This window comes from Pedobacter sp. GW456-11-11-14-TSB4, from assembly GCF_059424425.1.
In genome coordinates, this window is the sequence record NZ_JBWKZK010000001.1 from 201118 (window position 1) to 227311 (window position 26194).

Consider the following 26194-nt stretch of genomic DNA (forward strand, 5'->3'; position numbering starts at 1 on the left):
TGATTTAGTTTTATCGGTTAATTAAGTTTCTTCTTGGTTTCGAGCATTTGTTAAAAGCTCGCTTTCGGTTCAGTGAGTTAAGTTAGTTAATTATGCTTGGCTTAACACCAAAAAAAGTATAACATTTTAGTTTCAATACATTAAATGCTTGATAAAAACCGCTGTTCATACCATAAATAAGAAATTGAGCATAAAAATAATAGCACAAACCACCATTTAGACACCTCCTTTATTACTGTAAAGTCTGTTTTTTCTACTTGATAATTGCCTGAGGCTTGCTTTTGTACAAAAGCTGATGTTAAGTTCAATTTTTTTGCATTTTTAAGCTGCTGCCAATCAAAATTTTGATAAACAAATACATTTGCCTCAGTTCTATTAATGGCTATGCTGTTCCAACCCGCTTTTGATGGCCAAAATTTTCCATCCCATTGGTAAGGGATTTCCATGTTTTGCCTTGGTGCTAAATTGATCTCGTTGTATTGTAGTGTTGGAATTTGGTTTGATGACACACTAACCAATAACCTTGCATCTTCATTAACCGCTAAGAGATTGGGTAAAATTTCAAATGATTGCGACGTCTCTAGTTTTCTTGCAGCTTTATCAAACAATAGCGACCAAAATTTAGCATAGTCTGAATGATTACCGCTCAATTGCCATTGGTAAGTAGATGTTAATGTTGATGTTAATATTTTCCCTTCTCCTCTAATACCACTATTTACTATTGTTTTACCAGTAGAGGTTTTAAATAATGGCTGCTCATCAGCCGATGTTGTTAAAAAAAGTGTTTGTGCATAAGGAAGTTCGCGTAATTCAAATTCACCCACTACATCTTTTAACTGAGTAACTTTTGACGGAGTTTGTTGCGTTTCAGTACGCTTAAATTTTTGGGCAGCTCCATTCGCTTTAGCATTGGTAATTCTAACCAACAAACCCATTCCATCTACCACCGCAGCATCAATTACAGCACGTTCTGTTGCACTTAGCGCATTAAATTCATCCTCATCAACGATAAGCAAATCCTGTTTTTTTAATAATGATGTTGTTATTCGATTAACGTCTGCAGCATTGCTATTCAAATAATCTACACTGTAATTATTTTTACTAATCTGACTGCGAAAAATAACTGCGTATTGGTTTTCGTACATCCATTTTTTTAAAAACTTGTACTCAAAATCTGGGAAAGAGGCTAAAATCAATACCTTCAATGTTTGCTTGGCATTAACCTCAAAAGGAATTGGTTCTTTTGCCAAGGTATCGTTGGTAGATAGGGCATAGAGTTGATAAACGGCCTTACCAATTAGTTTAGGCTGTGCTTTTAAAGTAAATTTCACTTTAGCGTTTGCTTCTATTCGGAGTGAATCTTGTGTAAAACCCATGCCATAAAATTTTAGCCAAACGTTTGTATTGCTCGTATTGTTATATATACCTTGTACAACCAATGGTTTGGTGGCGCTTATTTTTTTTGGCCAACTGGCCGAAATAAATCCTGCTGGTAGAGGTGATGGATGAAAGGTAAGCTGATGATTTTTGAGGAGCGCTAACTCATCATCACTCATTCCGTAACCGTAAATATTAATCTTTTTAACCGATGGATGTTCTTTAAGATGATAGGCTAAATCAGCAATAAAACTAATTTGTGAACGAGGGTTTGATTTTAACACAGCAGAATCTAAAGTAAATTTCTGACTTTTGATTTTTGCAACCGAATCAGAATTTACACCCTTTGTAAATAAATTTAACTCGCCTGTTGGCTCTTCTTGCTTTTCTTGATATGAAATCGGCACAATTAATAAAGCAAAACTAATTAGCATCACCAATGTAGCTAATACTCTAAATATCAATTGTGCTTTATTTTGTCTTTTGATTTCCTTAAAAAAAAGAAATATACCTAACAGAACACATGCAATAATGATGTAGTATTTCAATTCCATTTATCTGCTCCTATCTTTTAGGTAATTGAAATAGCGCTGTGACAGCTTTTTGTTAGGAATAGATTGCTCTAAATTAGGTTTGCTTGTTTCAAAACCCAATAACCTATCAATTGCACTTTGTACCTTTTCTATATCTTTATTGCTAACACCTTTTGCAATACTAAGCCTTCTTAAACTCTTTAATGCTGGTAAATAAGAGCCTGGTTGTTTAGCTGCAGCACCAATTAGCTTTGCTTCTGCCGACTGTAAAAATTCTCTTTCTCCATACCCAAACTGATCATTTGTTTTTCTTTTTTCTAAAATGGCTAACACCGTTTTAAGCCCTGCCTCTTCATCCTTTTTGTCATATGTGGCTTTTTGTGTAGAGTTTGCGATTTTATCCAATTCACCAGACAAACGCTTTTCGGGCTTTAGCTTTACCGTTTTAATGGTAGTTTTTGCCACATAAGCTCTAGATTTTTGCTGTAAATCTTTCAATAAACGCAAGGCTTTATACTCAAATGGCAATGCCTCTTGAGGTTTGTAAGTCCGCAGCCTCAATTCAGAACTCCACATCTCATTTAAAACTGCCTTTAATTGAGCTTTTAATTCTGGTTCAAAAAAAGTGGCATCTTCTGCAATATCATGTTTATGTGCGTATTCATCCATCAATGCTTGTACATCTCCAAATTTTGCATCTCCATGGTCGTGCCCATCTCCTTCACTGTGCTCTCCATGTTCTTCGCCTCCAATTTCAGTTTCAGATTCTTCTCCCAAAAACTTCCCATATCTTAACCTTAAAAGTTTTTGATCCATGCCTAAGCTATTTGCCCTGTTTTTAAATTCATCCTCACTAAGCGTTGTTTGTTCTTTCAATAATTTTTCGGTGTCAATAATAATTTGTCGCTGACTTCTAAAATATTCAGGTACTAAATCAACTCCATTGGTCATCCCAGCCATGCTCATCAATTCAGCGGTATCAACAATCGAGATCATATAAACTTCAGATCTGCTGGATTGATTATGATTATCAGTTGCATGAACAAAGAAATAGAGCTCATCACCTGGTTTCATGCCTAATTTTGTTAGGTCTAAAAGCTGAGTTAATTTGATAGTTCTTTTTCCTTCAAAGTTCACGTTAAAGCTTAACTTTTTCTCTGTAAAACTAACTCCTTCCCCTTTTCCACTAGATAGCGTTGCTGAGATGTAGGCGTCCTTAATTCCATAATCATCAATTAAATTAACGGATAAATCTACTTTTGGCACTTGGCCAAAATCTATAGTTGTTTGTATTTTGGGCTTGATGATTTTAATTTGGACAGGCAAATCTGGTACCACGTCAATTTGATAGAGGTCAGATTTTTTACCATCTATTTCTATTTGATAAAAACCAGACTGATTAATAATTTTACTAAAGTTCCAAGTAAGGCTGTCAACTTTGTTAAAAGTAAAAACCACTTTATCATTTAATATAAAACGAAGTTTTTTTACGGCAATATTGGTTGATATATTCCACTTTACTACTGCTCCCAATTCTGCACTAATGGCAAACTTTTTTTGAAACCTTGGAGATTTGCGGGTATATGTTGGTGGTAAAATGTCAACTTTGAAATTAGATATTTCAGGTAAAACCACTTCTTTTTTACCAGCATCTCCATTCTTAGCGATGCTATTTCCTTCTACAGTACGCTCGTACCAATAAAAATGCTCTAGAAAATATGCTGCAACTATAGTAACCAGCAATACCAAAACGCAAAGCCAAAATTTACGCCATGCTTTGTGTAAACTACCTTGCAGTGGTAATGTCTGCGTAATTTTATGGAGTTGTAATTTTTCTAGAGTACTAAGTTCACTTGCTGATTTAAGACAAAGATCAATGCTTTCTTCTAATTGCGAAAAATTTGCATTGAGATATTTTGCAACCGCATCTGCAGTAATTTTCCAAGTAGGTTTAAAAATTGAAAACCCAATAAACACCACAGCAAATGATAAAAGTAACTGCCAAATTTTAAAGTCAGAAGCAAATAATATCCCGCAAATGCAGAGTATAATGATCGCTATAGCCAAACTTAGCACCGTTATTTGGGCAAAATAAAGCGCAATCCACTTTCTTCTAAATTGATGCAACCAATTTCTACACTCAGCGTTTAACATAGCTTAAATTTGTTTTTCTGAATGATAAAATGCGCTCTAACAAAAGAATAAGGAAAGCTAAAATCCAAAATATATGATTTATAGGCTCTTCCTTTTCTACCTGACTTGAAGAAACTGATGCTGATGCCGTTGTTGTCAATTGTTGCGCTGCTGAAATTCTTCTTTGATCTAAGTTGTTTGTCTCAAAACCGAAATCTTCAACGCTTGCTGCTCCAAAAATAATCGGCATCAATGCAGTTACAAATTGTTCGTTCCACACCAAATCTGTAAACTGCGGATTAAACCTGCTATAAAAATTAAAATAAACGTGCTTATTGATAGAATCTCTTAACAACAAAGGTTGCCCAAAACTGTCTTTCCAAATGACTTTCCCTTTTTGCTCAACCACCCCAACTCGTTTATATAAGTTTACATAAGCCTCATCTTTTAGCCCATCAGATAGCTGCAGCGTACTGCCGCTTACATTTTCAACTTTCCCGTTTTGATAAGCAAATATGATAGCATTTGATTTCAGCACTGCTAAATTAGCTTTGCTAGCTTGATCTGATAACCAAAAAATAACATCGGCATCTTTTACAGCTGCACCGCTAAAATTTTTGATAGAGATCGCTCTTTTGTTAAAATCTGCAATGGCATTGAGCGCTGCTTTAACATATTGTGCATCGCTACCATTTGGCTCATAAATTACAACTGAAAGTGAGTGTAAATTTGATTTGGCAACCGCTGTGTATGTTGTTGCATTAGAGGTAGATTTTGCCTCAAATGTTTTGCCCAAATAATTCGTCGACCACATTTTTGCACTATCAGCGGATAAAATCCTTTTCCAATTAAGCTTGTAAGATATTTTTGGCATTTCGCCTTTAAAGCTACTTAACCGCTCATCAGCATAAATATAAGCTGTATAATTCGAGGGAATTTTGTATTGAAGTGCTTTTAACAAAGAACTATAACTCAATTGGCTGCTTAGGCTATTAGAGTTTGCTGTATCAGACAGTTCGATTTTTTTAAAGCCAAGGTTAAACTCATGCAACTCGTAGCCTAAACTTAACAATGAATCTACCACTTTTCGATCCTTTTGGTAAGCCTGATTAAGCTGATTGGGCGATACTAAAATCCATCCAGAAGGTTTTTGTTGATTGATTACCGTTTTTAAAAATGGCTGTGCTAAAACAAATGCGATAAGGACAATCAGTAAACACCTCAAAATAAACAACAGCAGATCAGTTAATTTTAAACTTTTGCTGGTTGCGCTTGCGCTTTCACCTAACAAAGCAATACTGCCAATTTTTAAGGTTTTGCCCTGTTTAACACTCCATAGGTGTATAATTACAGGAATAAGTAAACCTGTAAGCGCCAAAAAACCAATGGGATATAATAATTGCAATTTAAATTCTCAGTTTACTTCTTTGTTTTAAAAAATCCCTTAATGCCTGATCCAATGCTTCATCAGTAATTAAGGTTCTGTAATAAATCTTTCGATCTAACATTTTAATCCTTGTATCTTCCAAAAAACTGTTTAAGTTTTCTTGATACTGCTTTCTCGCTTTTGCTTGGTCAATTTGCAACTTTACTCCTGTTTCTAAATCCTCAAAAGTTGTATATCCTTTAAAGTCTAACTCCACTTCATTTCTGGCTAGTAGATGAAAAACCACGATTTCATGTCGAAGCGAGTTTAATGTGTCTAACAAATCAAAAATCTCGGTATTGGTTTGGTAAACATCTGTTACAAATACCAATAATTCTCGCTTTTGTGCACCTGTAAAAAGCGCTTTATAATGAATGGGCTGGGTAAAATTACCAGCTGGCTTAAGTTGTTCTAATTGAAAAAACATTCGGCTCAAATGCTGATAATCTTGCTTTGCAGCCATCGCAAATAATTCTGCATCTCTAAAAACATACAATCCTATAGCATCACCTTGTAAATTGGCCAAATAAGCTAAACTGGCGACCAGATATTTGGCATATTCAATTTTTGTAAAATCTCCATCATTATGGTTCATAGATGCACTGGCATCAACCAAAAAACGGATGGAAATAGTAGTCTCAACTTCAGATTCCCGAATGTAATAACGATCAGAACGGGCAAACATTTTCCAATCCAACGAGCGTAAATCGTCTCCTGCCTGGTAACTTCTGTATTGGCTAAATTCTAAACCCTGACCTTTGATCACGCTTTTATTAATGCCATTCATAAACCCATCAACGGTAGTTTTAGCCGCTAAATTAAGGTCTTTAATTGCCATTAAAATTTTCGGATCAAGCAACTTACTCATTAAATGTCAGCTTTAGATCTAGCAATTACTTTAATCAATTCTGAGGTTACTTGGTCTGGAAAAACGTTTTCAGCCTCTGCTTTAAAATTCATTAAAACCCTGTGGCGTAAAACTGGATAGGCCATTGCCTGTAAATCTTCCATTAAAACCGCATACCTGCCTTTAAATAAAGCTCTAGCTTTTGCAGTTAAAATTAATGCTTGTCCGGCTCTTGGCCCTGCTCCCCATCGTACCCACTCTTTTACAAATGCAACATTGCTTGTATCTGGTCGGGTTGCCCTAATGATATCGCTTACGTAAGTTACCAAATCATCGCTAATAGATACCTCACGGGTTAATTGCTGTAATTGTTTAATTTCTTCGGCACCAATAACAGCATTTACAACTACCTTTTTAATACCGGTTGTACTGCTTAAAATTTGCGTTTCTTCTGCTGCCGTAGGATAACCAATTTTGATATACAATAAAAAACGATCCAATTGTGCTTCTGGCAATGGATAGGTACCTGCTTGTTCTATCGGATTTTGTGTAGCCAATATGAAAAACGGGCGATCTAGAGGATAGGTTTGTCCGGCATAAGTTACCTCAAATTCCTGCATCGCCTCTAATAAGGCAGATTGGGTTTTGGGTGGTGTTCTATTCACTTCATCAGCCAATACAATGTTGGCAAAAAGTGGCCCTTTGTTAAATTTAAAAAAACGTTTGCCTGTGGCGTGGTCTTCTTCTAAAATTTCGGTCCCAATAATATCAGAAGGCATCAAATCTGGTGTAAATTGAATTCTTCTAAACGACAAATCTAAGGCCTGCGACATGGTTCTAACCATTAAGGTTTTTGCCAAACCGGGCACACCCTCTAACAAACAATGCCCACCAGCCATTAAGGCAATTAGCATCTCTTCTATTATCGTGTCCTGCCCAACAATTACCTTTTGAATTTCGCCTTTTAATAAAGAAATTTTATCAATAAGCGTTTTAACGTTATTTTCTGTAAGCTCCAAAACTAATGTTTTTTGATTGATGAATATTGTGCTTCAATATAGGGTGATATTGGCATAAATAAAGTCTTAAATCTAACAAATATCAAAAAATTTACAAGATATCATCATTAAAAATCAACAATGAGAAAAATTGATGCTAATTTAGAGCGATGCATAGGGCCAAATTCACATTTGCGAGATTAAAATATAATTCTGGAGATTGGGATACCGACCAACGCATGCCTTCTAATTTACTGAACTCTTTACTAGAATATACAACCATCCCTCTTGATGAGGAAGAAAAAATTGTAGAACTAAGCAGTAATGACATTTTTAAATATCCATTTTGTTATTTAAGCGGACATAAATTGGTGCAATTTAGCAAGCAAGAGGCAGCCAATTTTAAAAGTTATGTTCTTAATGGCGGATTTGTTTTTGTAGACGATTGCAACCACGATATTGACGGCTTATTCGCCAAATCTTTCGAAACGCAAATGAGCAACTTATTCGGCGCACAAGCTTTAAAGAAAATCCCAAATACACATGCTATATACAATTCATTTTTTAAGTTTGAGAAAGGCCCACCTACTACTTCATTCGAATTAAATGGCTGGGGCGATGACTTGGTACATGATTATTTAAAAGCAATAACCATTAATAATAGGATTGGCGTATTGTACAGCAATAAAGATTATGGTTGCGAATGGGATTACGACTTTAAAAACAAACGCTTTTTAGCCGAAGATAACACCAAGTTTGGCGTTAACATTATTTTATATGCCATGGGGGTTAATGCCAGTTGACGCGAATAGGTCTAAACTTTAAGTGGCCTGATCACTTCTTCAATTTTTTATTTGTAATTAGTCTAAATAGTTCGCATCTTTGTTTTAGTAGAGCAGCAGCAAATATGCAACAAACATTATCCTTACCTTCTATCAATTTTACCGAAGTATTTAGCACAAAAGATGGCGCTATCTATCAATCAGACAGTGAGTGTTGTTGGTACATTGATTTTGCTGGTAAGTTAGCTCGCTTTGATTACCGCAATTTATTGAAGCTTAAAAAAGCCGTTTATCAAATTGATATTGAAGGTTTATTGCTCAACAGCACCAAATCTGCAGATTTAGAAATCATTTTCATTTGCGCTTGCGATCATTGTTACGTGCTTTCTCTACTTCAAATTATCAAAATGAAAGAACTTTTGCAAGGTACTTTTGCCATGTTAGAGCTAAACCATATCATTTTCGATCGTTTGCATCGCATTGCTTTTTAAATAGTTAGACTTAGACTCTTTCCATATTATCATTTTTTTCGCTTCCCGGAGAACATCGGCTTATATTTATTGTTATTCAGTTAACAAATATTAAAGTCATGAAAGATATCATCCGTGTAAAGTCGTTACTCTCAACAGATATAGAAAACCTATTAAACCAACAGATCAAAAAAGAAGCACATTCTTCTGCCATCTATTTATCAATGGCATCGTGGTGTAATAGAAACGGTTTCGATTATTCTTCTGATTACTTTTTTAAACAAGCAGAAGAAGAAAGAGAACATCAACTAAAAATTTATAAATATGTTTTAGATATGGGTGGCAATTCAGTTTCGCCAGATATCAACAACATTAAATTAGAATACAATTCATTTAGAGAGGTTTTTGAAGATGCCTTAGATCAAGAAATTGCGGTAACTCAATCACTAAAAAACATTGCTGCTCGTTGCCACAAAGAGCAAGATTATGTAACCTTAGAATTTTTAAACTGGTTCTTTAAAGAGCAAAGAGAAGAAGAATATAAAGCCCGTAGAGCATTAGAATTATTTGATGTGATTGGCGAAGAAGGAACCGGCAGATGGGAAATTGACAAACATGTAGGCAAAATTGTTTACAATAGCGAGGCTTAAAAAAAAAAACATTCACCAGTCTTTGAAGTGTCAGCTTGTCCCGATCGTCATGCTAAATTTATTTCAGCATCTGTTTACATAAAGATATCAGGTTAAACAGCAGAACTACTAAGTGCAACATTTTTAAGCGGTAAAGCCTTAGGCTAACTTAATTATATTTTGCAACATAAAAAATTTTAAAAGGCATACATCTAAACAATGTGTGCCTTTTTTGGTTATTATAAATCACCTGGTTTGTGATTTTTTATACCCATAACCAAACTTTTAAAGCTAAAATAGCCATGTCGAAAAAAGACAAAGACAAGAAGAAAGATAAGGACAAGAAGAAAAAACTGAAAAAGAAATGTTGCGAAAAATACCTCAAAGGTAAACGCTGTAGCAATTGTCCGAATGGCTAAGCGTTTAACATGCGCTTGGCAAACTCTCTTTTTACGCTCAAATTAAATTTCTCTTTTGGCTTATCTTTATATTTACAGCATAAAATGATGTTTGGCAAAATAAAATCGGTTTTAAAACAGTGCTGTTGTTGGCTTATGCTCTTACAATTGGCAAACCTGTCTATAGACCCCGCCACACACCAAAATTACATTAATGGTGCTTTTACTTATCAGGAAGACTTGAGCTTAAATAAAATAGAAAGTTTATCTGAGTTGATTTTAGAATATGTCTTTAAAAAAGATGTTCCAGAAAATCAGAATGCAACACATCATGCTCTAGCAAAAACTTTTATTGTTTTTTACCAAAGTACGCCATTACCAGCAAAAATTATTTTTAACGCACAACCAATTGTGCACAACCACAGTTATCAGGTAAATTACCCAGATCACACTCAGGTATTGGAATCTCCACCGCCGCAGTTAGCAGTTTAATATTTTTATCATTTGCCCACACCTGTGGGATGTTTTCTTTCGCCACTTGGCTTAAGATCAATTATTCATTTTAAAAAAATTACACATGTTAACTGCAGTTATATTAGGTGCTTTAGGCACACAAGAAATTATTCTCATCGTTTTAGTCGTTTTATTGCTTTTTGGAGGTAAAAAAATCCCCGAGTTAATGAAAGGTTTAGGAAAAGGAATTAAAGAGTTTAACAACGGCAAAGATGGCGTTGAAGAAGAACAACCTTTGAAGCCTAAGGAGTGATTTTTTTAGGAGGATAGCTTGGTAAAACAGGCTATCCTTTTTAGTTATAACCTGAGTTCGATTTAATTTCTTATAATGTTGCTCTATTGGCTCCAAATATAGCCGACTCGTCCTGCTGAATTTATTTCAGCATCTTTCCAGCATGAAAGACCCTGAAATAAATTCAGGGTGACGACCGCTATTATTAAAAGTTCTAAAAACCCGCCACATCATTATTTAATAATCGACTCAAGTTTATATGATTCGTTATTTCAGTACGAGTTGCAAACTCGCAATAGCTTAGATTTTCGGGTTAAACCCCTTGATACAAAAACTCTTCTATAAGCTGTTTTTATATTATTTTCAATCACTCTCAATGTAATACCAAGGGATATTAAATAGTCCTTTCTTAAGGTCAATTTTTATGGTCTGTTCAATTTTAATTTCTTCATATTGACTACTAGCAACCGATATTTCTTCTTTGTCATAATGGTGTCCCCACGGATTAACCTTGATGTAATAGGTTTTTCTTCCTCTTCTTCCTTTACTAATCCTCTTATCAAGTACTTTTGTTTCATAGACCATCGGTTCAGATTTATCATAAACACAGTTTGCTCCATAAACTCCAGCGTAGCTATAGAGAAAAACATTGAAAATAAGTGATAAGTATATCCAAGTTTTACTTTTGTTTGTGTTCGTTATCAGCTTATGAGTAGAAAATAGTATAGCCAACATCATAGCAAATCCTATAGCCCCAGGAATTACCATACTGTAAAAACTTTCAAATTCATAGTCAATTAAAACTCTTACCAGTATTATCCAAGCCGCAAAGTCTATAAAGTCTGCAACATCGTATTTATCCGTACCATCATCATCTTTAGATATTTCTACAAGGCTCGCGATACTAGGTCTGCCAGTTATACCGTTGAGTATGAGTCCAAGTACTGGCATACACAATAAAGCAGTAAAAAGAATGTCGTAAGGCTCTGGGTAAAGCAAAAACCAAAGTCCGATACCGATTGTGATATATTCTAGCCATTCTAGTTTGTGAAACGTTAGTTTTGAAAGTTTCACTTTACTTCGATTTTCTTTACGTCTATTTCGTCTTGTCTCTGTCATTGCTTCATGTAGTCCTAAAATGGCTTATAACGTTTGCAGATTTGCGATGGCTGGATTTTTAACCCTAAAGTTAAATAAAATTATTGGGGTGAGCCTTGCATTCAGCCTCCATGTTGTTGAACCTATTCGGGCACGGTGAGGGTGGCGGTTAAGTTAAATTTACTAAAAGATTTAAATGTTGGAGAAGAATTTTCCACCATATTTAGCAAGGTGTTACGATCAGTAGCCAATTACTCCTATCCCTTACTAATAAACCAATCATAGTTTTTTGGCGGTAAAAATCGCGGAGCTCATGAAAGGCTTAGGAAAAGGAATTAACAAGTTTAACAACGGCAAAGATGTCGTCGAAGAAGAACAACCTTTGAAGCCGAAGGAATAAATTTTTCAAGAGGATAGCTTGATTTGATCAGGCTATCTTTTTTTGATGTTGTTTTAGTACGAGTTGCAAACTCGCACTAGCTGGGTTATACAACTTTAGTACATAATCTGTGATTCTCCGTAATTCATTAAGTAAAATAATTTTGGCACATTTAATAGAACTCCATATATTCAAATCGAATTGTAGATTCTAATAACTTATACCAGTATGAAAAACAAAAAAGACCTTCCATTAACAATCTTAAAAGCATTGGAACCTTTTGTAAAACTAAAAGGGGATAAGTTTGAGGTCATTGATCCTAAGGATTACTTTTTGCATGTGGTTGACAAGGATCATAGTTCAAATTTTGAATTTGTCATAGAACAATTTAGATTATCAAAACAAAAGGGAACATATGAGGTATTAGTTAGGCGTACACCAAGAAGCTTGAATGATACTGGAGAATACCACCATTGGTTTGATGTCAACGCTTTTCATGATCAATTTAATAAATGGATTGAACTGTTACAAGAATATGATAATACAGCATCTTTTTACGACGATCCAATTTTAAAGTCATTCGAGGATGAGTTTTATGCGGATTTTGAATTGATTGATGATGAAGCTAACGCCAATCCATTTACTATACAACAAATTTTGCATCTGGATGCTTACTTAGAGAATCTTCAGTTAAGACTATTAGATTTTGATGAAGGTAGTGATAACTTGTCTGAAATCAAAATAATTGCCTCAGAAATAACACTATTGCAAGATGGACTTACCAAAAGTTCCAGAGAGTGGGTTTTTAAAAGATTGATAAAGATTTGGGGAAAGATAGCAAAGCAAGGGCCAAAGTATATTAGAGAGTTCTTGACGGAAGCAAAAAAAGAAGTGACTAAGGAGCTTGTGAAAGGAATAATTAAATACGTAGCTGAAAATGTCATCAATTAGCTAGCTGTATATCCCAAATTTGTATCAGCCCATGAAATAGGTGATAACACGAAAACTGCTATCCAAGCTGTTCGAGATATTCTGAAAGGCATCTTGAACCCCATATTATTTGCACCAGCTGTTCGAGATGTTCTGCAAGGCATCTCGAACTATCCAGCTGTTCGAGATGTTCTGAAAGGCATCTCGAACCATCTATTCTTGGGATTTGTAATCCCACTAAAAACAAACGGTATTTTAGGTAGCTTTGGATAATACAAGAATTAAATTATGGTCATCTTACATTTTAAAGAATGGACTTTAACTGTAGACCGAGAAGCTACCTTAACAACGTATTCGTCTATTGCGAATGGTAGTGCAGCCGACTGCGATTGCACAGATTGCAAAAACTATTTGGCAAATAGAGAGATTGTATTCCCAAGTATGATTAAATCACTTTTCAATCAATTGGGTATTGACTACAGGAAGGAAAGTGAGGTATGGAAAATGTATAAAGATGAGGATGGTTTGCTCGTGTACAATGGGATATTTTATTTTAAAGGAAGTTTTGAAGGTAAAAATTGTGAGGTACCTTTGCCGAACACCAATAATTTTACATTTGCTATGACGCCAATAAACGAGCATTTCAGTCTAGGCTTTAGATATGCAAATGACCTTAGTTATTTCACTAACAACGATAACCTTGTCCAAGTGGAATTTGAAGTTAAGCTTCCTTGGGTTATCGATAAGAAGCTGGAAAGCTGAGATAGAGTTTAATCTCTAAACTCACCTAAATACTACTCGGAACCCCCCTTCAAAATTATTAACCAAAAGTTAAATCTCAATCCCTCATTCCATAGCTCCCCTATAGCTTAAGCATAGTTCAAGTATGGATCAAGTATAGATGAAGCATAGTAATAGTATAGTTGAGTTTTTTCCTATTTATAAATCAACCTACCCCAATGTGCTTTAAAAAGGCTTTTGTATTTGAAAAACCAACTTAAATCAGACTGATTATTTAAATAATGAAACTTCGTTATAGTTAAATTTGAAGCTAAAATTTATATCCCGCAAATGAAAGTTCGCAGCATTTAGCAAACCACTTATAAACGAAAAAACCCCAGATTTCTCTGAGGTTTTAAAGGTGGTGCCTGCTGGAATCGAACCAGCGACACAAGGATTTTCAGTCCTTTGCTCTACCGACTGAGCTAAGGCACCATCGTCCCGTTTGGGAATGCAAATGTAGCTTCTTTTTTTAAAAACAGAAATATTTTTTCAATTAATTTCACTTATTTTATTTAAAAACACCTATTCTCACTAAATATCAATCACTTACATTCAAATAAAATTTTCAAATTATTCATATCGATTCTAAATTTTTAAAATTATGCATGCATAGTAATATATATTCATCTAAAATATTTTAACTTAGCCTTAGCTTAAGTAAAAAAATATGGCAGCACAAATTATTTTTATCCTACTCGTTATCGCAGGCGTTGGCCTTTTTAGCTTTAATGTGCGTAAAGTAATACGCAACATTAAACTCGGTCGCCCAAAAGACCGTAGCGATCAACCTGCAAAAAGATGGGGCACCATGCTTAAAGTTGCCTTCGGACAAACCAAGATGGCGGCTCGTCCTATTCCATTTTTATTGCACTTGGTGGTTTATCTAGGTTTCGTCATCATCAATCTCGAAGTTTTAGAAATCATGATTGATGGTATTTTCGGTACGCACCGTGTTTTTAGTGGCTTGGGCGGTTTATACAATTTCTTAATTGGATCGTTTGAATTGCTTGCGCTAGGTGTTTTATTAGCCTGTGTGGTATTTTTAATTCGCCGTAATGTGGTAAAATTAAAACGCTTCTCTGGTGTAGAGATGAAAACTTGGCCAAAGTCTGATGCGAACTATATTCTGATTGTAGAAATTTTATTAATGTCGGCCTTTTTAATCATGAATGGTGCCGATTATAAATTACAAGCCCTAGGCGAAGCACATTATGTAGCTGCTGGTTCATATCCAGTCAGTGCCTGGTTACAAGGTTTGTTACCTGCCAATGCAGCTACTTTAGTTGTAATTGAAAGAGCATGTTGGTGGTTCCACATTGTAGGGATCTTTGCCTTTTTAAACTACCTACCCTACTCCAAACATTTCCACATTTTATTCGCATTTCCAAATACCTACTTCTCTAATTTAGAGCCAAAGGGCGAATTTACCAATATGGCAAGCGTTACCAATGAAGTTAAAGCCATGCTCGATCCTTCGTTTGTACCTGCAGAGACTGCCCCGGGTAAATTTGGCGCCAAAGATGTAAACGATTTATCGTGGGTAAACTTAATGAATGCCTACACCTGTACCGAGTGTGGCAGATGTACTTCTGTTTGTCCCGCTAACATTACCGGCAAACTATTATCTCCACGTAAGATCATGATGGATACCCGCGACCGCATGGAAGAGGTTGGCAAAAACATTGATAAACATGGAGCGGATCATCAGGATGGAAAAGCTTTATTAGACGATTACATTACCCGCGAAGAGATTTGGGCTTGTACGAGCTGTAATGCCTGTACTGAGGCCTGTCCGATTAACATTGATCCTTTAGAAATTATTGTTGAGCTAAGAAGATATGCCGTTATGGAAGAATCGGTAGCACCAGGAAGCATTAACGCCATGTTAGGCAATGTAGAAAACAATGGAGCACCTTGGAAATACTCTCCAGCAGATCGATTGAATTGGGCGGAACAGGGATAGTTCGGAGTCGGGAAGTCGGGAAGTTGGAAAGATGGGAAGATAAAAGAAAACAAATTATAAAAATGTTAAAATAAGTAAGTTGAAATCTTGATACTTGATACTTGATACTTGATACTCAATACTTACTACTAGATACTCATAAAATGGAATTCAAAGTACCAACAATGGCCGAACTGATGGCTATGGGCGAAGAGCCTGAAATATTATTCTGGGTAGGTTGTGCAGGCAGCTACGACGAGCGTGCACAGAAAATTACAAGAGACATCTGCAAGATTTTACATCATGTGGGCATTAAATATGCCGTTTTGGGAACTGAAGAAAGTTGCACTGGCGATCCGGCAAAAAGAGCGGGTAACGAATTTTTGTTCCAAATGCAAGCCATGACCAACATTGAAGTGTTGAACGGCTACAATATCAAAAAAATTGTAACCGGCTGTCCGCATTGTTTCAATACCATTAAAAACGAATACCCGGGTTTAGGTGGCAATTACGAGGTAATTCACCATACGCAACTGATCCAAGATTTAATTAACGAAGGTAAACTGAAATCAGAAGGTGGCGAAAGCTTCAAAGGTAAAAAAATCACCTTCCACGACCCATGTTATTTGGGTAGAGCAAATGGTGTTTATGAAGCACCGCGTAAAGCTTTAGAAGTTTTAGATGCGCAGCTAGTAGAGATGAAACGTTGTAAAAGCAATGGTTTATGCTGCGGCGCTGGTGGTGCACAAATGTTTAAAGAACCAGAAAAAGGCACAAAAGACGTAAACATCGAAAGAATTGAAGAAGCTTTAGCAACCCAGCCTCAAGTAATTGCTGCAGGTTGTCCGTTTTGCATGACCATGCTAAGCGATGGTGTTAAACTAAAAGATAAAGAGCAAGAAGTTAAAGTTTTAGACATTGCGGAGATTACCGCAAGAGCGAACGGGTTGTAAGAGAATGTGCGTCATTCCCGCAAAAGCGGGAATCGTAATGCTAGATGTCAGTTATTTCGCATTACGATTGCCAATCGAGTTGGCAATGACGAAACCGACAGACCATCTACTTCTGCACCAAAACCTTCGTATTCATTCGTTTAAAATTCTCTGCCAGAGCATTCAATTCATCGGCGTCAATATTTTTAAGAGGGATTACCACAAACCTGCTCATCGAATCTACATCACCTTTTCTATCGTTACGCGTTTGTACAATCACGTCATCACCATTGGTATGCAAATACAGCTTCCCCTTTAAAGTGCTGCCATAGTAATCAATACTTTTTAAACGGGCGAAGTTAAAGGCAAAATACTCCTGTTTTCCATTGTTAAAAACCTTACGATACCTACAAAAACCAGTGTTAGTAACATTAATTTCATAACGCTTAATATCCCTTGCCTCATCATCATTATTGTAGTATTTAGTCAATATATTTTGTATCAGCATGGTGTTTTCTTCGGCTACATTAAAAGCCGTAAACACGCAAAAAACAATACAAACAGCAAAAGAAAACACAATTTTTAAGTTCAATGTAAACTTTTTCATCACAAGGGAGTTTTGGTAGTAGTAAATTAAATAAAATAGTAAATTTGAATATGATTTTTTCTCCACATTCTAAAGTTTGGATCTACCAAAGCAACCGTCTGTTTACCGAAACTGAAACTCAGGCAATTCAGCATAAGCTTAATGAGTTTACAGCGCAATGGGCAGCACACGGACAGCAACTTAAAGCAAAGGCAGAAATTATCTACAATATTTTTATTGTTTTAACAGTCGATGAACAAGTATCACCGGTAACTGGCTGCTCAATCGATTCGTCGGTGAGATTAATTAAAGAAATTGAAAGTACCTACGGTGTAGATCTATTTGATCGTTTTAACATTGCTTATAAATTTGATGGCGAAGTACACGTCATCAGTAAAGAAGATTTCGAAACTTTAATTACCATTAAAAAAGTAACGCCAGAAACCATTGTTTTTAACAACCTCGTACAAAACTTGGCAGAGTTTGAAGAGAAATGGGAAGTGCCATTAAAAGATAGTTGGCATAAATTGGTATTTGCCGATCATTTCGCTTAGTATTAAAATTATTTGAAGCGCAGAGACAGTGCACTGATTAATGTTAGTCCTGCTCTCCACTTTAGTCGCCCGATAAAAATCGAGCTCCTGCTCGTTCCTATCAGGGCTATTTAACTAAGACTGGTGCACAACAAACCCTCATAACTGCACTAACCTGCGTAAATTAAACCCGATTGCAGCGCAAATCCTTTTACCATTCCCCTTCAGGGGATTTAGGGGTAAAAGATTGTAGCGCAAAGCGGGACTACCTATTCCTAAAAGCTCAATCACCTGCTTTCCAAAATTTCACAAATAATTGAATTATAAACATAAGTGGAAGATATTTGTTATCTTAACTAATAATTAATCCCCATTTATGCAACGCTGGCTCAAAGTCTCTTTAAAAATCATAGCAGGTTTATTCGCTCTTATTGTAGTGGTTTGGTTAGGTGCGGCCTATTACATCAACCACAATAATAAATCCATCTTAAATACCATTTTAACGCAACTTAATGCCAATGTAAATGGTAAAATTGAAGTAGGTAGCATGGAAACAACTTTGTTAAAAGGATTTCCAGGTGTTTCGGTTTCTTTAAAAAAAGTGCAATTAAGAGATAGTTTATGGGCACAACATAAACATGATTTGTTGAATGCGAAAGACATCGATGTTTCTTTAAATATCTTCTCGTTAATTGCTGGCAATATCAAAATCAATAAAATTGGCATCAATAACGCTGGCGTTTACCTCTATACCGATAGCAATGGCTATACCAATACCAGCATGTTTAAGGCCAAAAAAGCTGGCGAACCCGCTAGCGAAAAAGATAAACAAGCTTTTGAAATTAAGAAGATTGCCTTTAACAATGTGAATTTGGTTGTAGATAACCAAAAACGTTTAAAACTGTTTAATTTTTTGGTGCAGGAGTTAAATGGCAATATCGATTACCCCGATTCGGGCTGGAATGGCAATATCAAATTAAAAACCTTAGTTAAAAACTTTGCTTTTAACACTAAAAAGGGCAGCTTTTTAAAAGACAAACAGTTAGAAGGTACTTTGGTTGCTCATTACAATAATGAAACCAAAGCGGTAACCATTGAACCTAAGAAGCTATCAATTGGTGGCGATGAATTTATAATTGGCGCTAAAATAGATTTGGCTAAAGATCAATCTGCGTTTGCTATTAGCGTTAGAGCAGATGAAATCTTGTATAAAAACATCGCAATCTTACTCTCGCCAAATATCTCGTCTAAACTGTTAAAATTTGCTATTGACGAACCGATTGCGGTAATAGGTAATATTATTGACGATGGAAGTAAAAATAGCTCAGATCCGCTAATTGATGTGAGAATGACCGTTAAGAAAAACACCATTACCATACCAAGCGGCAAACTCACCGATTGTAGTTTTACAGGGACTTTTAAAAACAGAGATGTAGCTAACAAACCTATCGGCGATGAAAACTCGGCAATTCGTTTCTTTAAGCTTACTGGCAATTATTACAATGCACCTTTAAAAATTGATACTTTTTCAATCACTAATTTAGCCAGACCTTTAGCTGCTGGCTTGGTAACAGCCGAGTTTCCGTTAACAAATTTAAACCAATCAATAGGTGGCGAAACTTTTAATTTTAAAAAAGGCACTGCAAACATGAGACTGTATTGCAAAGCTGATATTGATAATTTTATGTTTACTAAACCCATAATTTCTGGCACAGTTGACATTAAAGATGCCGACATTACTTACATCCCAAGAAATATGAAATTGGTAAACAGCTCGCTTACCTTAAATTTCAATCAGAAAGATCTAAATATTACTGGAAGCCGGTTTCAATTAGGCAACAGTATCGTAAATATGAGCTTGTCTATCGAGAATTTTCTAAACTTCTATTATACAGATCCCTCTAAAATATTGGTGAATTTAAAGCTGAATAGTCCGCAATTATCTTTAAATGAGTTTATGCCGTTTTTGGCAACCCGTAAAAAGGTGACTAGAAAGCCTGTATCTAAAAACTCGGTTAAAGAGGTTTCCGATCAGTTGAGTGCAGTTTTAGAAGCAGCTAAAGTAAATATCCAGCTCAATGTAAACAGGGCCATTTATAAAAAATTTGTAGCCACAAATTTAAATGCAAACATCGCTATGCTCACAGATGGAATTTATTTTAACAAATTTAGTGTAAATCATGCTGGCGGTAGCTTAAGCATGACTGGCAATTTAAAGCAAACCGGTGCAATTAATAAATTTACCATGAATGCTGTCGTTAGTCGTGTAAACGTGAAAGAATTCTTTTACGGTTTCGAAAACTTTGGTCAGACATCTATAACCAATCAAAACTTAAGGGGTTACTTATCAGCCAAGGTGAATACCAACGGTAGCATAACAGATAATGGTACTATTGTAAAACGATCGATGTATGGTAAAGTTATTTTTAATCTGAGCAAAGCAGCCTTGATTAATTTTGAGCCTTTACAAATGGTACAAAAATTGGCTTTCGCAAATAGAGGTTTTACCAATATTGCAATAGAAAACTTAGATGGCACATTGATTTTAAACGGCGATAAGATTACGATCAGTCCGATGCAAGTAAATACCAGTGTACTCAACTTTAACATGAAAGGTATTTATGGTTTAGAAAGAGGTACAGATATTGCAATGGATATCCCTTTAAGAAACCCAGCAAAAGATAAAGAATTAACAAATAGAGAGGAACGTAGACAAGCCAGAATGAAAGGAATTGTATTACACCTAAAAGCTATTGACGATGGAAATGGCGGCTTAAAAGTGAGATGGAATAGAGACCACGACTAGGAAATTTTGAAGGAGAGAATGAGAGAGTGAAGGAATATTTCTGATAACTTTAAACTTCTATCATTCAAAATCCACTCATTCAAACTCTAAAAATCCATCGGGCCTAACCTTCTCATGTTACGCATAATTAAATACTGGCGGTGTCTGATATAACTTGTTGGCTTTTTTGGGCTCCACTTTCTAGGGTTCGGAAAACATGCGGCAATTAGAGCTGCTTCACCTCTTCTTAAATTTGTACAAGATTTACCGTAGTAGGCTTGTGCAGCAGCTTCGGCTCCATAAATACCATCTCCCATTTCAATTACATTTAGGTAAACTTCTAGAATGCGTTCTTTACTCCACAGCAATTCTATAAGCAAGGTAAAATAAGCTTCAAAACCTTTTCTAATGTAAGATCTACCAGGCCAAAGAAAAACGTTTTTAGCAGTCTGCTGAGAAATGGTGCTGCCACCTTTTATCTTTTTACCTTTGGCATTGTTAGCATAGGCCTTTTCAATTGCTTTAATGTCAAAACCCATGTGCTTTAAAAACAACTGATCTTCTGCAGAAACCGCAGCACGTTTCATGTTGTCAGAAATATCTTCAAAATCAACCCATTTACGTTCAGCCTTGGCGGGCTTGTCATTTGCCTTACGCTCCCAGTTACGCTGTATCATTAAAGCAGTAATAGGCGGATTGATGAACCGATAAGCCAAAACCCAAACTACACTAAAAACTACGAACCAAAGCAAAACTTTAGCCGCAATCATTGCAATTCGTTTAATTAACTTTGGTTTTTTAGCAGTAGCTGATTTTCTTTTTGCCATTTGGGCAAAGGTAAATAATTATTTAAATTTATTGATTTTGTATCTTCACTAACTAAATAACTTGTAAATGAAATACCTCTTTAGTTATTATTATTTTAGAATGTATAAATACTATAGTAATGGCGGTAATATACCTCAGTTTAGGACTTTAACTACTCTCACAGTATTTTTCTTATTCAATATCTTAACTTTATTCACGCTAGTTTTTGACATTATCTTGGGCAAAAACATCATATTCCCAACCCGAGAAACACATGGTTACTTTTGGCCCTTAATACCGATCTGTCCGCTTCTCTTGCTTTTGTACTATTACTTAAACGTTAGAGGTTATCATTTCAGAATTATGGAGCAGTTTGAAAATGAAACAAAAAAAGCAAAGAAAAGAAGTGGAATTTTAACGATCGCTTATTTTGTGTTGTCATTCGGTTTTTTTGTTTTAATACTTTACTTAAGGCAAATTATTAGAAAACACTAAAAGCTAAACACAAACATTTGCACCCACACATACGTTGTAAAACAAACAATTAAAAATTATGAAAGTTGCCGTTATCACAGGAGGAAGTAAAGGAATTGGATACAGTGTAGCCGAATCACTTTTAAAAGAAGGCTATTGTGTAGCCATAACAAGTAGAAAAATAGAAAGTGCCAATGAAGCCGCCGCGAAGCTAGTTGCTTTTGGAGATGTTTTAGCCATTGAGGCTGATGTAAAAAATTATCAATCACAACAAGATGCTGTTAATTTAGTACTCCAAAAATGGGGACAAATTGATGTATTAATTGCTAACGCTGGTGTTGGTAATTTTGCAAGCATAGAAGATATTAGTATTGATGACTGGAATGAAACTATAGACACCAATTTAACTGGAGTTTTTTACAGCATTAAAGCTTCGCTTGATGCCATTAAAAAGACAAAAGGATATATTTTTACCATCTCTAGCCTGGCTGGAACAAACTTTTTTGCAGGTGGCTCTGCCTACAATGCCAGTAAATTTGGCTTAACAGGTTTTACCCAAGCCGTAATGTTAGATTTAAGAAAACATGGCATTAAAGTAAGCACCATCATGCCAGGTTCCGTAGCTACTTATTTTAATGATCACCAACCAGATCAAGAAAAAGATAGCTGGAAAATACAACCAGAAGATATTGGCGAATTGGTGGTAAGCATGTTAAAAATGCCAGCTAGAACTTTACCGAGTAAAGTAGAGATTAGGCCGACTACGCCAGCTGGGAGTTAGCAAATCAAATCGTCATACCGAACGCAGCGCAGCGAGGAGATATCTGTTATTAAATTGTATTGCTTTTTGTTTTACGGTATCCACCATTATCTATCGAGAGTGCAACAGATTTCTCCTCGTGAAAAACTCGTTCGAAATGACGAGAATGATCATAAAAAAAGTCCTTCATGAAAATCATGAAGGACTTTTTTATTAGTATTAGCTATATTACTCTGCTACAACTTCGAAAGGAACTTTAACTTTCACTTCTTTGTGTAAGTTTAAGTTTGCGATGTACTCGCCAACCATTTTAGGTTCAGTTTCGAAAGTAATACGACGACGATCAACTTCAAAGCCTTTAGCTTTTAAAGCATCAGCAATCATAATTGTATTTACAGCACCAAAGATTTTTCCAGTTTCGCCAGCTTTAGCACCAATGCTTAATTTCACATCAGTTAAACGCTCAGCAATACCTTCAGCATCTTTTTTAATTTTATCTTGTTTAAAAGCAGCTTGCTTTAAGTTTTCTGCCAACACTTTTTTAGCAGAAGTTGTAGCCAAAATACCAAATCCTTGTGGAATTAGGTAGTTACGACCATAACCTGGTTTTACCGTTACGATATCATCTTTCTCACCTAGTGATTTGATATCTTGCTTTAAAATAATTTCCATTTCTCTGCGCTTATTTTAATTGGTCAGTAACAAAAGGTAACAAACCTACGTGGCGAGCACGTTTTACAGCCTGAGCAACTTTACGTTGAAATTTCAATGAAGTACCAGTTAAACGGCGAGGTAAAATTTTACCTTGATCATTGATGAATTTTAACAAGAAGTTTGCGTCTTTGTAATCGATATATTTAATACCGTTTTTTCTAAAACGACAATATTTTTTTCTGTTATCGTCCACTTTTGGAGCGGTAACATATTGTATTTGATCTTTTGCCATTATGCTCCAGCCTCCTCTTTCTTAGGTTTTTTGTTAAAAGCTCCGCTACGTTTTTTCTCGCTATAAGCAATCGCATGGCGATCTAATCTTACAGTTAAGAAACGTAAAACACGCTCATCACGTTTTAACGCTAATTCTAATTTGCTAACTACTTCACCATCAGATTTATATTCTGTAAGGTGAAAGAATCCACTTGCTTTTTTTGCAATCGGATACGCTAATTTTCTCAAACCCCAATTGTCTTCTGCAACAATTTCGGCTCCGCTATCAGTAATAATGCTTTTGAATTTGGCTAAAGCCTCTTTCGCAACATCTTCTGATAACAACGGGGTAAGAACGATAACAGTTTCGTACTGATTCATCTTTGTTATTTAAATGTTTAATTAATTTTTAATTCCGCTTTAAAACGGGTTGCAAATGTAGGGAGATTATTCTTAAAATCAAAGGGTTAATGTGAAATTTTGTTGAGGGTTGAGATGATAGAGGTTAAGTTGGTTAATTGGTTAGGTGTTGAGCTGGTTATTTGGTTAGTTGTTTAAAGGCTTATGTGAAAATGAAGGTCAATGCAACATCGGCAATTTCTGTCCCGCCCTCCTTTCAATATTTTATTTCCCTCCCTCTTATCCTTGGCAATAAAATGATTTTCATCCGGTCGGGTTTATATTACAAAGTACCTGCAGATGGCAAAACCTACCACGCTGAGCATAGTCGGGCCATATTAATTGACAATACAGATAGCTAAAGTCACGTAGCGATTATTTAAAAAACCGAAATGTTAGTTTTAATTTGCCCCGCAACTTCATAATTGTTCACCATCTTTTTTTCCTATCCCGTTATTTTTAGCGAATCTATCAATCCATCCTTTAATTCGAAATGATAAGATAATACTACAGGGCTACCCGGAAAATTTCCAGAAACTTCAGCTTTTAGGATTTCCTCCACTTCCGAATACTCCAGAGGCTTCATATTAGCTTGGTAATCTTCATTTGCTTTTTTAATCCATTGTTCAATGGCCACTTTTCCATTGTGTGTTTTTCCTTCATCAAAAACTACAGCTGTTGCTGTAAAACAATTGGCGTATGAAACGCTGTCGAAATTGTTTTGTGCTTTTGCTAATTCTGTAATTACAATTGGTAAATTCATGATTTTATTATTTTAAATGATTAAATAGTTGGTATTGTTCCTCCATCAATAACATATTCAGTTCCCGTTAAATAGTTGGCTCTGGGCGAAACCAGAAAACCTACAAACTCTGCAATTTCATCTGGCTCCGCAGGTCTACCCATCGGAATTCCACCTAAAGCATCCATTACACTTTTTGTAGCTTCTGCCATTGTGATGTTCGAACTTTCTGCAATTCGCTCCATCATTGCTTTTGAAGAGGTAGTATTAATCCACCCTGGCGACACGGTTAATACCCGAACACCTTTAGGCGAAACTTCATTTGATAAACTTTTGCTGTAATTGATCAATCCGGCTTTTGCAGCTGCATAAGGCAAAGTGCTGTCATACAACGGTAATTTACCTTGTATAGATGCAATATGAACTATAACACCGCTCTTTTGAGCAATCATTTGAGGTAAGAAGCCCCTATCTAAGCGAACAGGTGCAAGCAAATTTGTTTGTAAACTTGTTTCCCAATCTTGATCTGTTAAAACCGAAAATCCACCTCCTTTTGTTTCAGAACCACCGAGGTTGTTAATAAGAATATCAAGTTTTTGATAAGTTAATAATATTTCCCCAACCATTTTTTGAGTTGCTGTTGGATCACTTAGATCAGCAACGATAAAATGTAGTTTTTCGTTTGGCTCTTCTGGCGCGTTTCTTGCAGTTATTATCACGGTTGCTCCCGCTTTTAATAATCGATCGGCGATTGCTTTTCCAGCTCCTTTTGTGCCTCCTGTTACCAAGGCCACCTTCCCTGATAATTCGTTATTGAAATTAAATGTATTTTCCATTGGTTATTTTTTTGTACAAAATTGGGTTATATAAGAATATCAGTCAATTACGGAAATACGATTCGCTATGGGATAAATTTTTCCCCTATTGTACGTTTTAGAACATTGCTGTAATATTGTAGTATGTATGAAAGAAAAACATTGCCCAACTTAAATTGCGGTTTGGATTTGATAGGAGAAGTGTTGTATGGAAAATGGAAAATGCGTTTGCTATGGTTTATCAATGAAGGCCATAAACGACCAAGCGAATTGCAACGTAAAATCCCTGATGCTACTCGAAGAGTGTTGAATATTCAGCTGAAAGAATTGGAAGAGCATGAATTGGTTACCAAAATCATTTATCCCGTTGTTCCGCCAAAAGTAGAATACTCCTTAACTGATTTTGGAAAAACACTACTTCCAGTGATTTCGGCTATTGGAAATTGGGGCGATGAGAACGAAGTGCGATTGCGGACATTGATTCTGAAAAAGTTTAACGAATAGTATTCACTTATTTTTTTACCGCAATACATTCTATTTCAATTTTGGCATTCTTTGGTAATGCAAGAACAACTATAGTGCTTCTGGCAGGAAATTGAACAGAGAAATACTTGCTATATATTTTATTGACAGTTTCAAATTGATTTATATCGGTTAAAAAAATGGTTGTTTTGGCAATGTGATTTAAATCAGAACCATTGTTTTCTAGAATAGTTGATAAGTTTTTGAAAATTTGAAAGGTTTGTTCTTCAATTCCTTTTTTTAAAGTATTTGTTTGCGGATCTATTCCAATTTGTCCAGAAACAAAAATTAATTCTTTATGATACGTCGCATAACTGTATGCCCCAATTGGCTTAGGTAAATTCAGCTCATTAATAACAATTGATTTATTAGTGTTGCAAGAAATCAGTACCATTAAACCAAAAATGTAAATAAGATATTTCATTAGTTTTATGTATAAAAA

28 protein-coding genes and 1 tRNA gene are annotated in these 26194 nt (G+C 35.5%); 14 read left to right on the top strand and 15 right to left on the bottom strand.

Features of this window, described 5'->3' with window-relative positions; translation table 11 throughout:
* Positions 1-140 precede the first annotated feature (140 nt).
* Genes AC07XU_RS00895 through AC07XU_RS00915 form a run of 5 tightly spaced genes read right to left on the bottom strand, consistent with a single transcriptional unit; the run spans position 141 to position 7335 of the window.
* Complete coding sequence (locus AC07XU_RS00895) at positions 141-1931, bottom strand: hypothetical protein (protein WP_494941740.1); 1791 nt, start codon at positions 1929-1931, stop codon at positions 141-143.
* Positions 1932-4064 carry a hypothetical protein gene (locus AC07XU_RS00900; protein WP_494941741.1) on the bottom strand — a complete coding sequence of 711 codons (2133 nt, stop codon included), beginning with the start codon at positions 4062-4064 and terminating at the stop codon, positions 1932-1934.
* Positions 4051-5448 carry a BatA domain-containing protein gene (locus tag AC07XU_RS00905; protein WP_494941742.1) on the bottom strand — a complete coding sequence of 466 codons (1398 nt, stop codon included), beginning with the start codon at positions 5446-5448 and terminating at the stop codon, positions 4051-4053. Before AC07XU_RS00905 ends, AC07XU_RS00900 begins: the two co-directional genes overlap by 14 nt.
* A 1-nt stretch (position 5449) precedes the next feature.
* Positions 5450-6337 (bottom strand): DUF58 domain-containing protein, encoded by an 888-nt coding sequence (locus AC07XU_RS00910; RefSeq protein WP_494941743.1) that lies wholly within the window; start codon positions 6335-6337, stop codon positions 5450-5452.
* Positions 6337-7335, bottom strand: a complete 999-nt coding sequence (locus AC07XU_RS00915) for an AAA family ATPase (protein ID WP_494941744.1) — start codon at positions 7333-7335, stop codon at positions 6337-6339. Before AC07XU_RS00915 ends, AC07XU_RS00910 begins: the two co-directional genes overlap by 1 nt.
* Before the next feature lie 149 nt (positions 7336-7484).
* Here AC07XU_RS00915 and AC07XU_RS00920 point away from each other — a divergent pair, with 149 nt between their 5' ends.
* The 5 genes from AC07XU_RS00920 (at position 7485) to AC07XU_RS00940 (ending at position 10359) form a co-directional block, all read left to right on the top strand.
* Positions 7485-8117 carry a DUF4159 domain-containing protein gene (locus AC07XU_RS00920; RefSeq protein ID WP_494941745.1) on the top strand — a complete coding sequence of 211 codons (633 nt, stop codon included), beginning with the start codon at positions 7485-7487 and terminating at the stop codon, positions 8115-8117.
* A 104-nt stretch (positions 8118-8221) separates the two neighbouring features.
* Entirely contained in the window at positions 8222-8587 is a 366-nt protein-coding gene (locus AC07XU_RS00925; RefSeq protein ID WP_494941746.1) for a hypothetical protein, read from the top strand.
* A 98-nt stretch (positions 8588-8685) separates the two neighbouring features.
* Entirely contained in the window at positions 8686-9216 is a 531-nt protein-coding gene (locus AC07XU_RS00930; protein ID WP_494941747.1) for a ferritin, read from the top strand.
* A 533-nt stretch (positions 9217-9749) separates the two neighbouring features.
* The gene (locus AC07XU_RS00935; RefSeq protein ID WP_494941748.1) at positions 9750-10085 is read left to right on the top strand and encodes a hypothetical protein; all 336 of its coding nucleotides are present in this window, start codon (positions 9750-9752) and stop codon (positions 10083-10085) included.
* A gap of 85 nt (positions 10086-10170) precedes the next feature.
* Positions 10171-10359 carry a Sec-independent protein translocase subunit TatA/TatB gene (locus tag AC07XU_RS00940; protein WP_494941749.1) on the top strand — a complete coding sequence of 63 codons (189 nt, stop codon included), beginning with the start codon at positions 10171-10173 and terminating at the stop codon, positions 10357-10359.
* A gap of 342 nt (positions 10360-10701) precedes the next feature.
* Here the strand turns inward: AC07XU_RS00940 and AC07XU_RS00945 are convergent, their stop codons facing one another.
* The gene (locus AC07XU_RS00945) at positions 10702-11457 is read right to left on the bottom strand and encodes a hypothetical protein (RefSeq protein WP_494941750.1); all 756 of its coding nucleotides are present in this window, start codon (positions 11455-11457) and stop codon (positions 10702-10704) included.
* A 586-nt stretch (positions 11458-12043) separates the two neighbouring features.
* Here AC07XU_RS00945 and AC07XU_RS00950 point away from each other — a divergent pair.
* A complete protein-coding gene (locus AC07XU_RS00950; protein ID WP_494941751.1) occupies positions 12044-12766 on the top strand; it encodes a hypothetical protein in 723 nt (240 codons plus the stop codon).
* Between the two features lie 267 nt (positions 12767-13033).
* Positions 13034-13507, top strand: a complete 474-nt coding sequence (locus AC07XU_RS00955; RefSeq protein WP_494941752.1) for a hypothetical protein — start codon at positions 13034-13036, stop codon at positions 13505-13507.
* A 380-nt stretch (positions 13508-13887) separates the two neighbouring features.
* Here the strand turns inward: AC07XU_RS00955 and AC07XU_RS00960 are convergent.
* Positions 13888-13960: transfer RNA gene (locus AC07XU_RS00960), tRNA-Phe, on the bottom strand.
* A gap of 235 nt (positions 13961-14195) precedes the next feature.
* On the opposite strand from AC07XU_RS00960, the gene AC07XU_RS00965 reads away from it, so the two are divergent.
* Both AC07XU_RS00965 and AC07XU_RS00970 read left to right on the top strand, forming a co-directional pair.
* On the top strand, positions 14196-15491 hold the full coding sequence (locus AC07XU_RS00965; RefSeq protein WP_494941753.1) for a 4Fe-4S dicluster domain-containing protein: 1296 nt from the start codon (positions 14196-14198) through the stop codon (positions 15489-15491).
* Between the two features lie 143 nt (positions 15492-15634).
* Complete coding sequence (locus AC07XU_RS00970; RefSeq protein ID WP_494941754.1) at positions 15635-16423, top strand: (Fe-S)-binding protein; 789 nt, start codon at positions 15635-15637, stop codon at positions 16421-16423.
* Between the two features lie 106 nt (positions 16424-16529).
* Here AC07XU_RS00970 and AC07XU_RS00975 read toward each other — a convergent pair whose 3' ends face one another.
* Positions 16530-17009 carry a hypothetical protein gene (locus AC07XU_RS00975; protein WP_494941755.1) on the bottom strand — a complete coding sequence of 160 codons (480 nt, stop codon included), beginning with the start codon at positions 17007-17009 and terminating at the stop codon, positions 16530-16532.
* Positions 17010-17059: 50 nt separating this feature from the next.
* Between AC07XU_RS00975 and AC07XU_RS00980 the strand changes: the two genes are divergently transcribed.
* Entirely contained in the window at positions 17060-17542 is a 483-nt protein-coding gene (locus tag AC07XU_RS00980) for an ABC transporter ATPase (protein WP_494941756.1), read from the top strand.
* A gap of 355 nt (positions 17543-17897) precedes the next feature.
* Positions 17898-20327 carry an AsmA family protein gene (locus AC07XU_RS00985; protein ID WP_494941757.1) on the top strand — a complete coding sequence of 810 codons (2430 nt, stop codon included), beginning with the start codon at positions 17898-17900 and terminating at the stop codon, positions 20325-20327.
* Positions 20328-20413: 86 nt separating this feature from the next.
* Here AC07XU_RS00985 and mtgA read toward each other — a convergent pair whose 3' ends face one another.
* Positions 20414-21133 carry a monofunctional biosynthetic peptidoglycan transglycosylase gene (gene mtgA, locus AC07XU_RS00990; protein ID WP_494941758.1) on the bottom strand — a complete coding sequence of 240 codons (720 nt, stop codon included), beginning with the start codon at positions 21131-21133 and terminating at the stop codon, positions 20414-20416.
* A 67-nt stretch (positions 21134-21200) separates the two neighbouring features.
* Here mtgA and AC07XU_RS00995 point away from each other — a divergent pair, with 67 nt between their 5' ends.
* Both AC07XU_RS00995 and AC07XU_RS01000 read left to right on the top strand, forming a co-directional pair.
* Positions 21201-21608: a hypothetical protein gene (locus AC07XU_RS00995; RefSeq protein ID WP_494941759.1), complete on the top strand. Its 408-nt coding sequence runs from the start codon at positions 21201-21203 to the stop codon at positions 21606-21608.
* Between the two features lie 58 nt (positions 21609-21666).
* A complete protein-coding gene (locus AC07XU_RS01000; protein WP_494941760.1) occupies positions 21667-22368 on the top strand; it encodes an SDR family oxidoreductase in 702 nt (233 codons plus the stop codon).
* 207 nt (positions 22369-22575) lie between these two features.
* On the opposite strand, the gene rplI is transcribed toward AC07XU_RS01000, so the two are convergent.
* From rplI to AC07XU_RS01025, 5 genes are all read right to left on the bottom strand, one after another.
* On the bottom strand, positions 22576-23019 hold the full coding sequence (gene rplI / locus AC07XU_RS01005) for a 50S ribosomal protein L9 (protein WP_494941761.1): 444 nt from the start codon (positions 23017-23019) through the stop codon (positions 22576-22578).
* Positions 23020-23029: 10 nt separating this feature from the next.
* Positions 23030-23293, bottom strand: coding sequence for a 30S ribosomal protein S18 (gene rpsR / locus AC07XU_RS01010; RefSeq protein ID WP_136843636.1), 264 nt, complete (start codon positions 23291-23293; stop codon positions 23030-23032).
* The gene (rpsF, locus tag AC07XU_RS01015) at positions 23293-23655 is read right to left on the bottom strand and encodes a 30S ribosomal protein S6 (RefSeq protein ID WP_136878469.1); all 363 of its coding nucleotides are present in this window, start codon (positions 23653-23655) and stop codon (positions 23293-23295) included. Before rpsF ends, rpsR begins: the two co-directional genes overlap by 1 nt.
* Positions 23656-24118: 463 nt before the next feature.
* A complete protein-coding gene (locus AC07XU_RS01020) occupies positions 24119-24436 on the bottom strand; it encodes a nuclear transport factor 2 family protein (protein WP_494941762.1) in 318 nt (105 codons plus the stop codon).
* Positions 24437-24456: 20 nt separating this feature from the next.
* On the bottom strand, positions 24457-25251 hold the full coding sequence (locus tag AC07XU_RS01025) for an SDR family oxidoreductase (RefSeq protein ID WP_494941763.1): 795 nt from the start codon (positions 25249-25251) through the stop codon (positions 24457-24459).
* A gap of 162 nt (positions 25252-25413) precedes the next feature.
* On the opposite strand from AC07XU_RS01025, the gene AC07XU_RS01030 reads away from it, so the two are divergent.
* Positions 25414-25734: a winged helix-turn-helix transcriptional regulator gene (locus tag AC07XU_RS01030; RefSeq protein ID WP_494941764.1), complete on the top strand. Its 321-nt coding sequence runs from the start codon at positions 25414-25416 to the stop codon at positions 25732-25734.
* Positions 25735-25741: 7 nt separating this feature from the next.
* Here AC07XU_RS01030 and AC07XU_RS01035 read toward each other — a convergent pair whose 3' ends face one another.
* Complete coding sequence (locus tag AC07XU_RS01035) at positions 25742-26176, bottom strand: Rid family detoxifying hydrolase (protein ID WP_494941765.1); 435 nt, start codon at positions 26174-26176, stop codon at positions 25742-25744.
* Between the last annotated feature and the right edge of the window lie 18 nt (positions 26177-26194).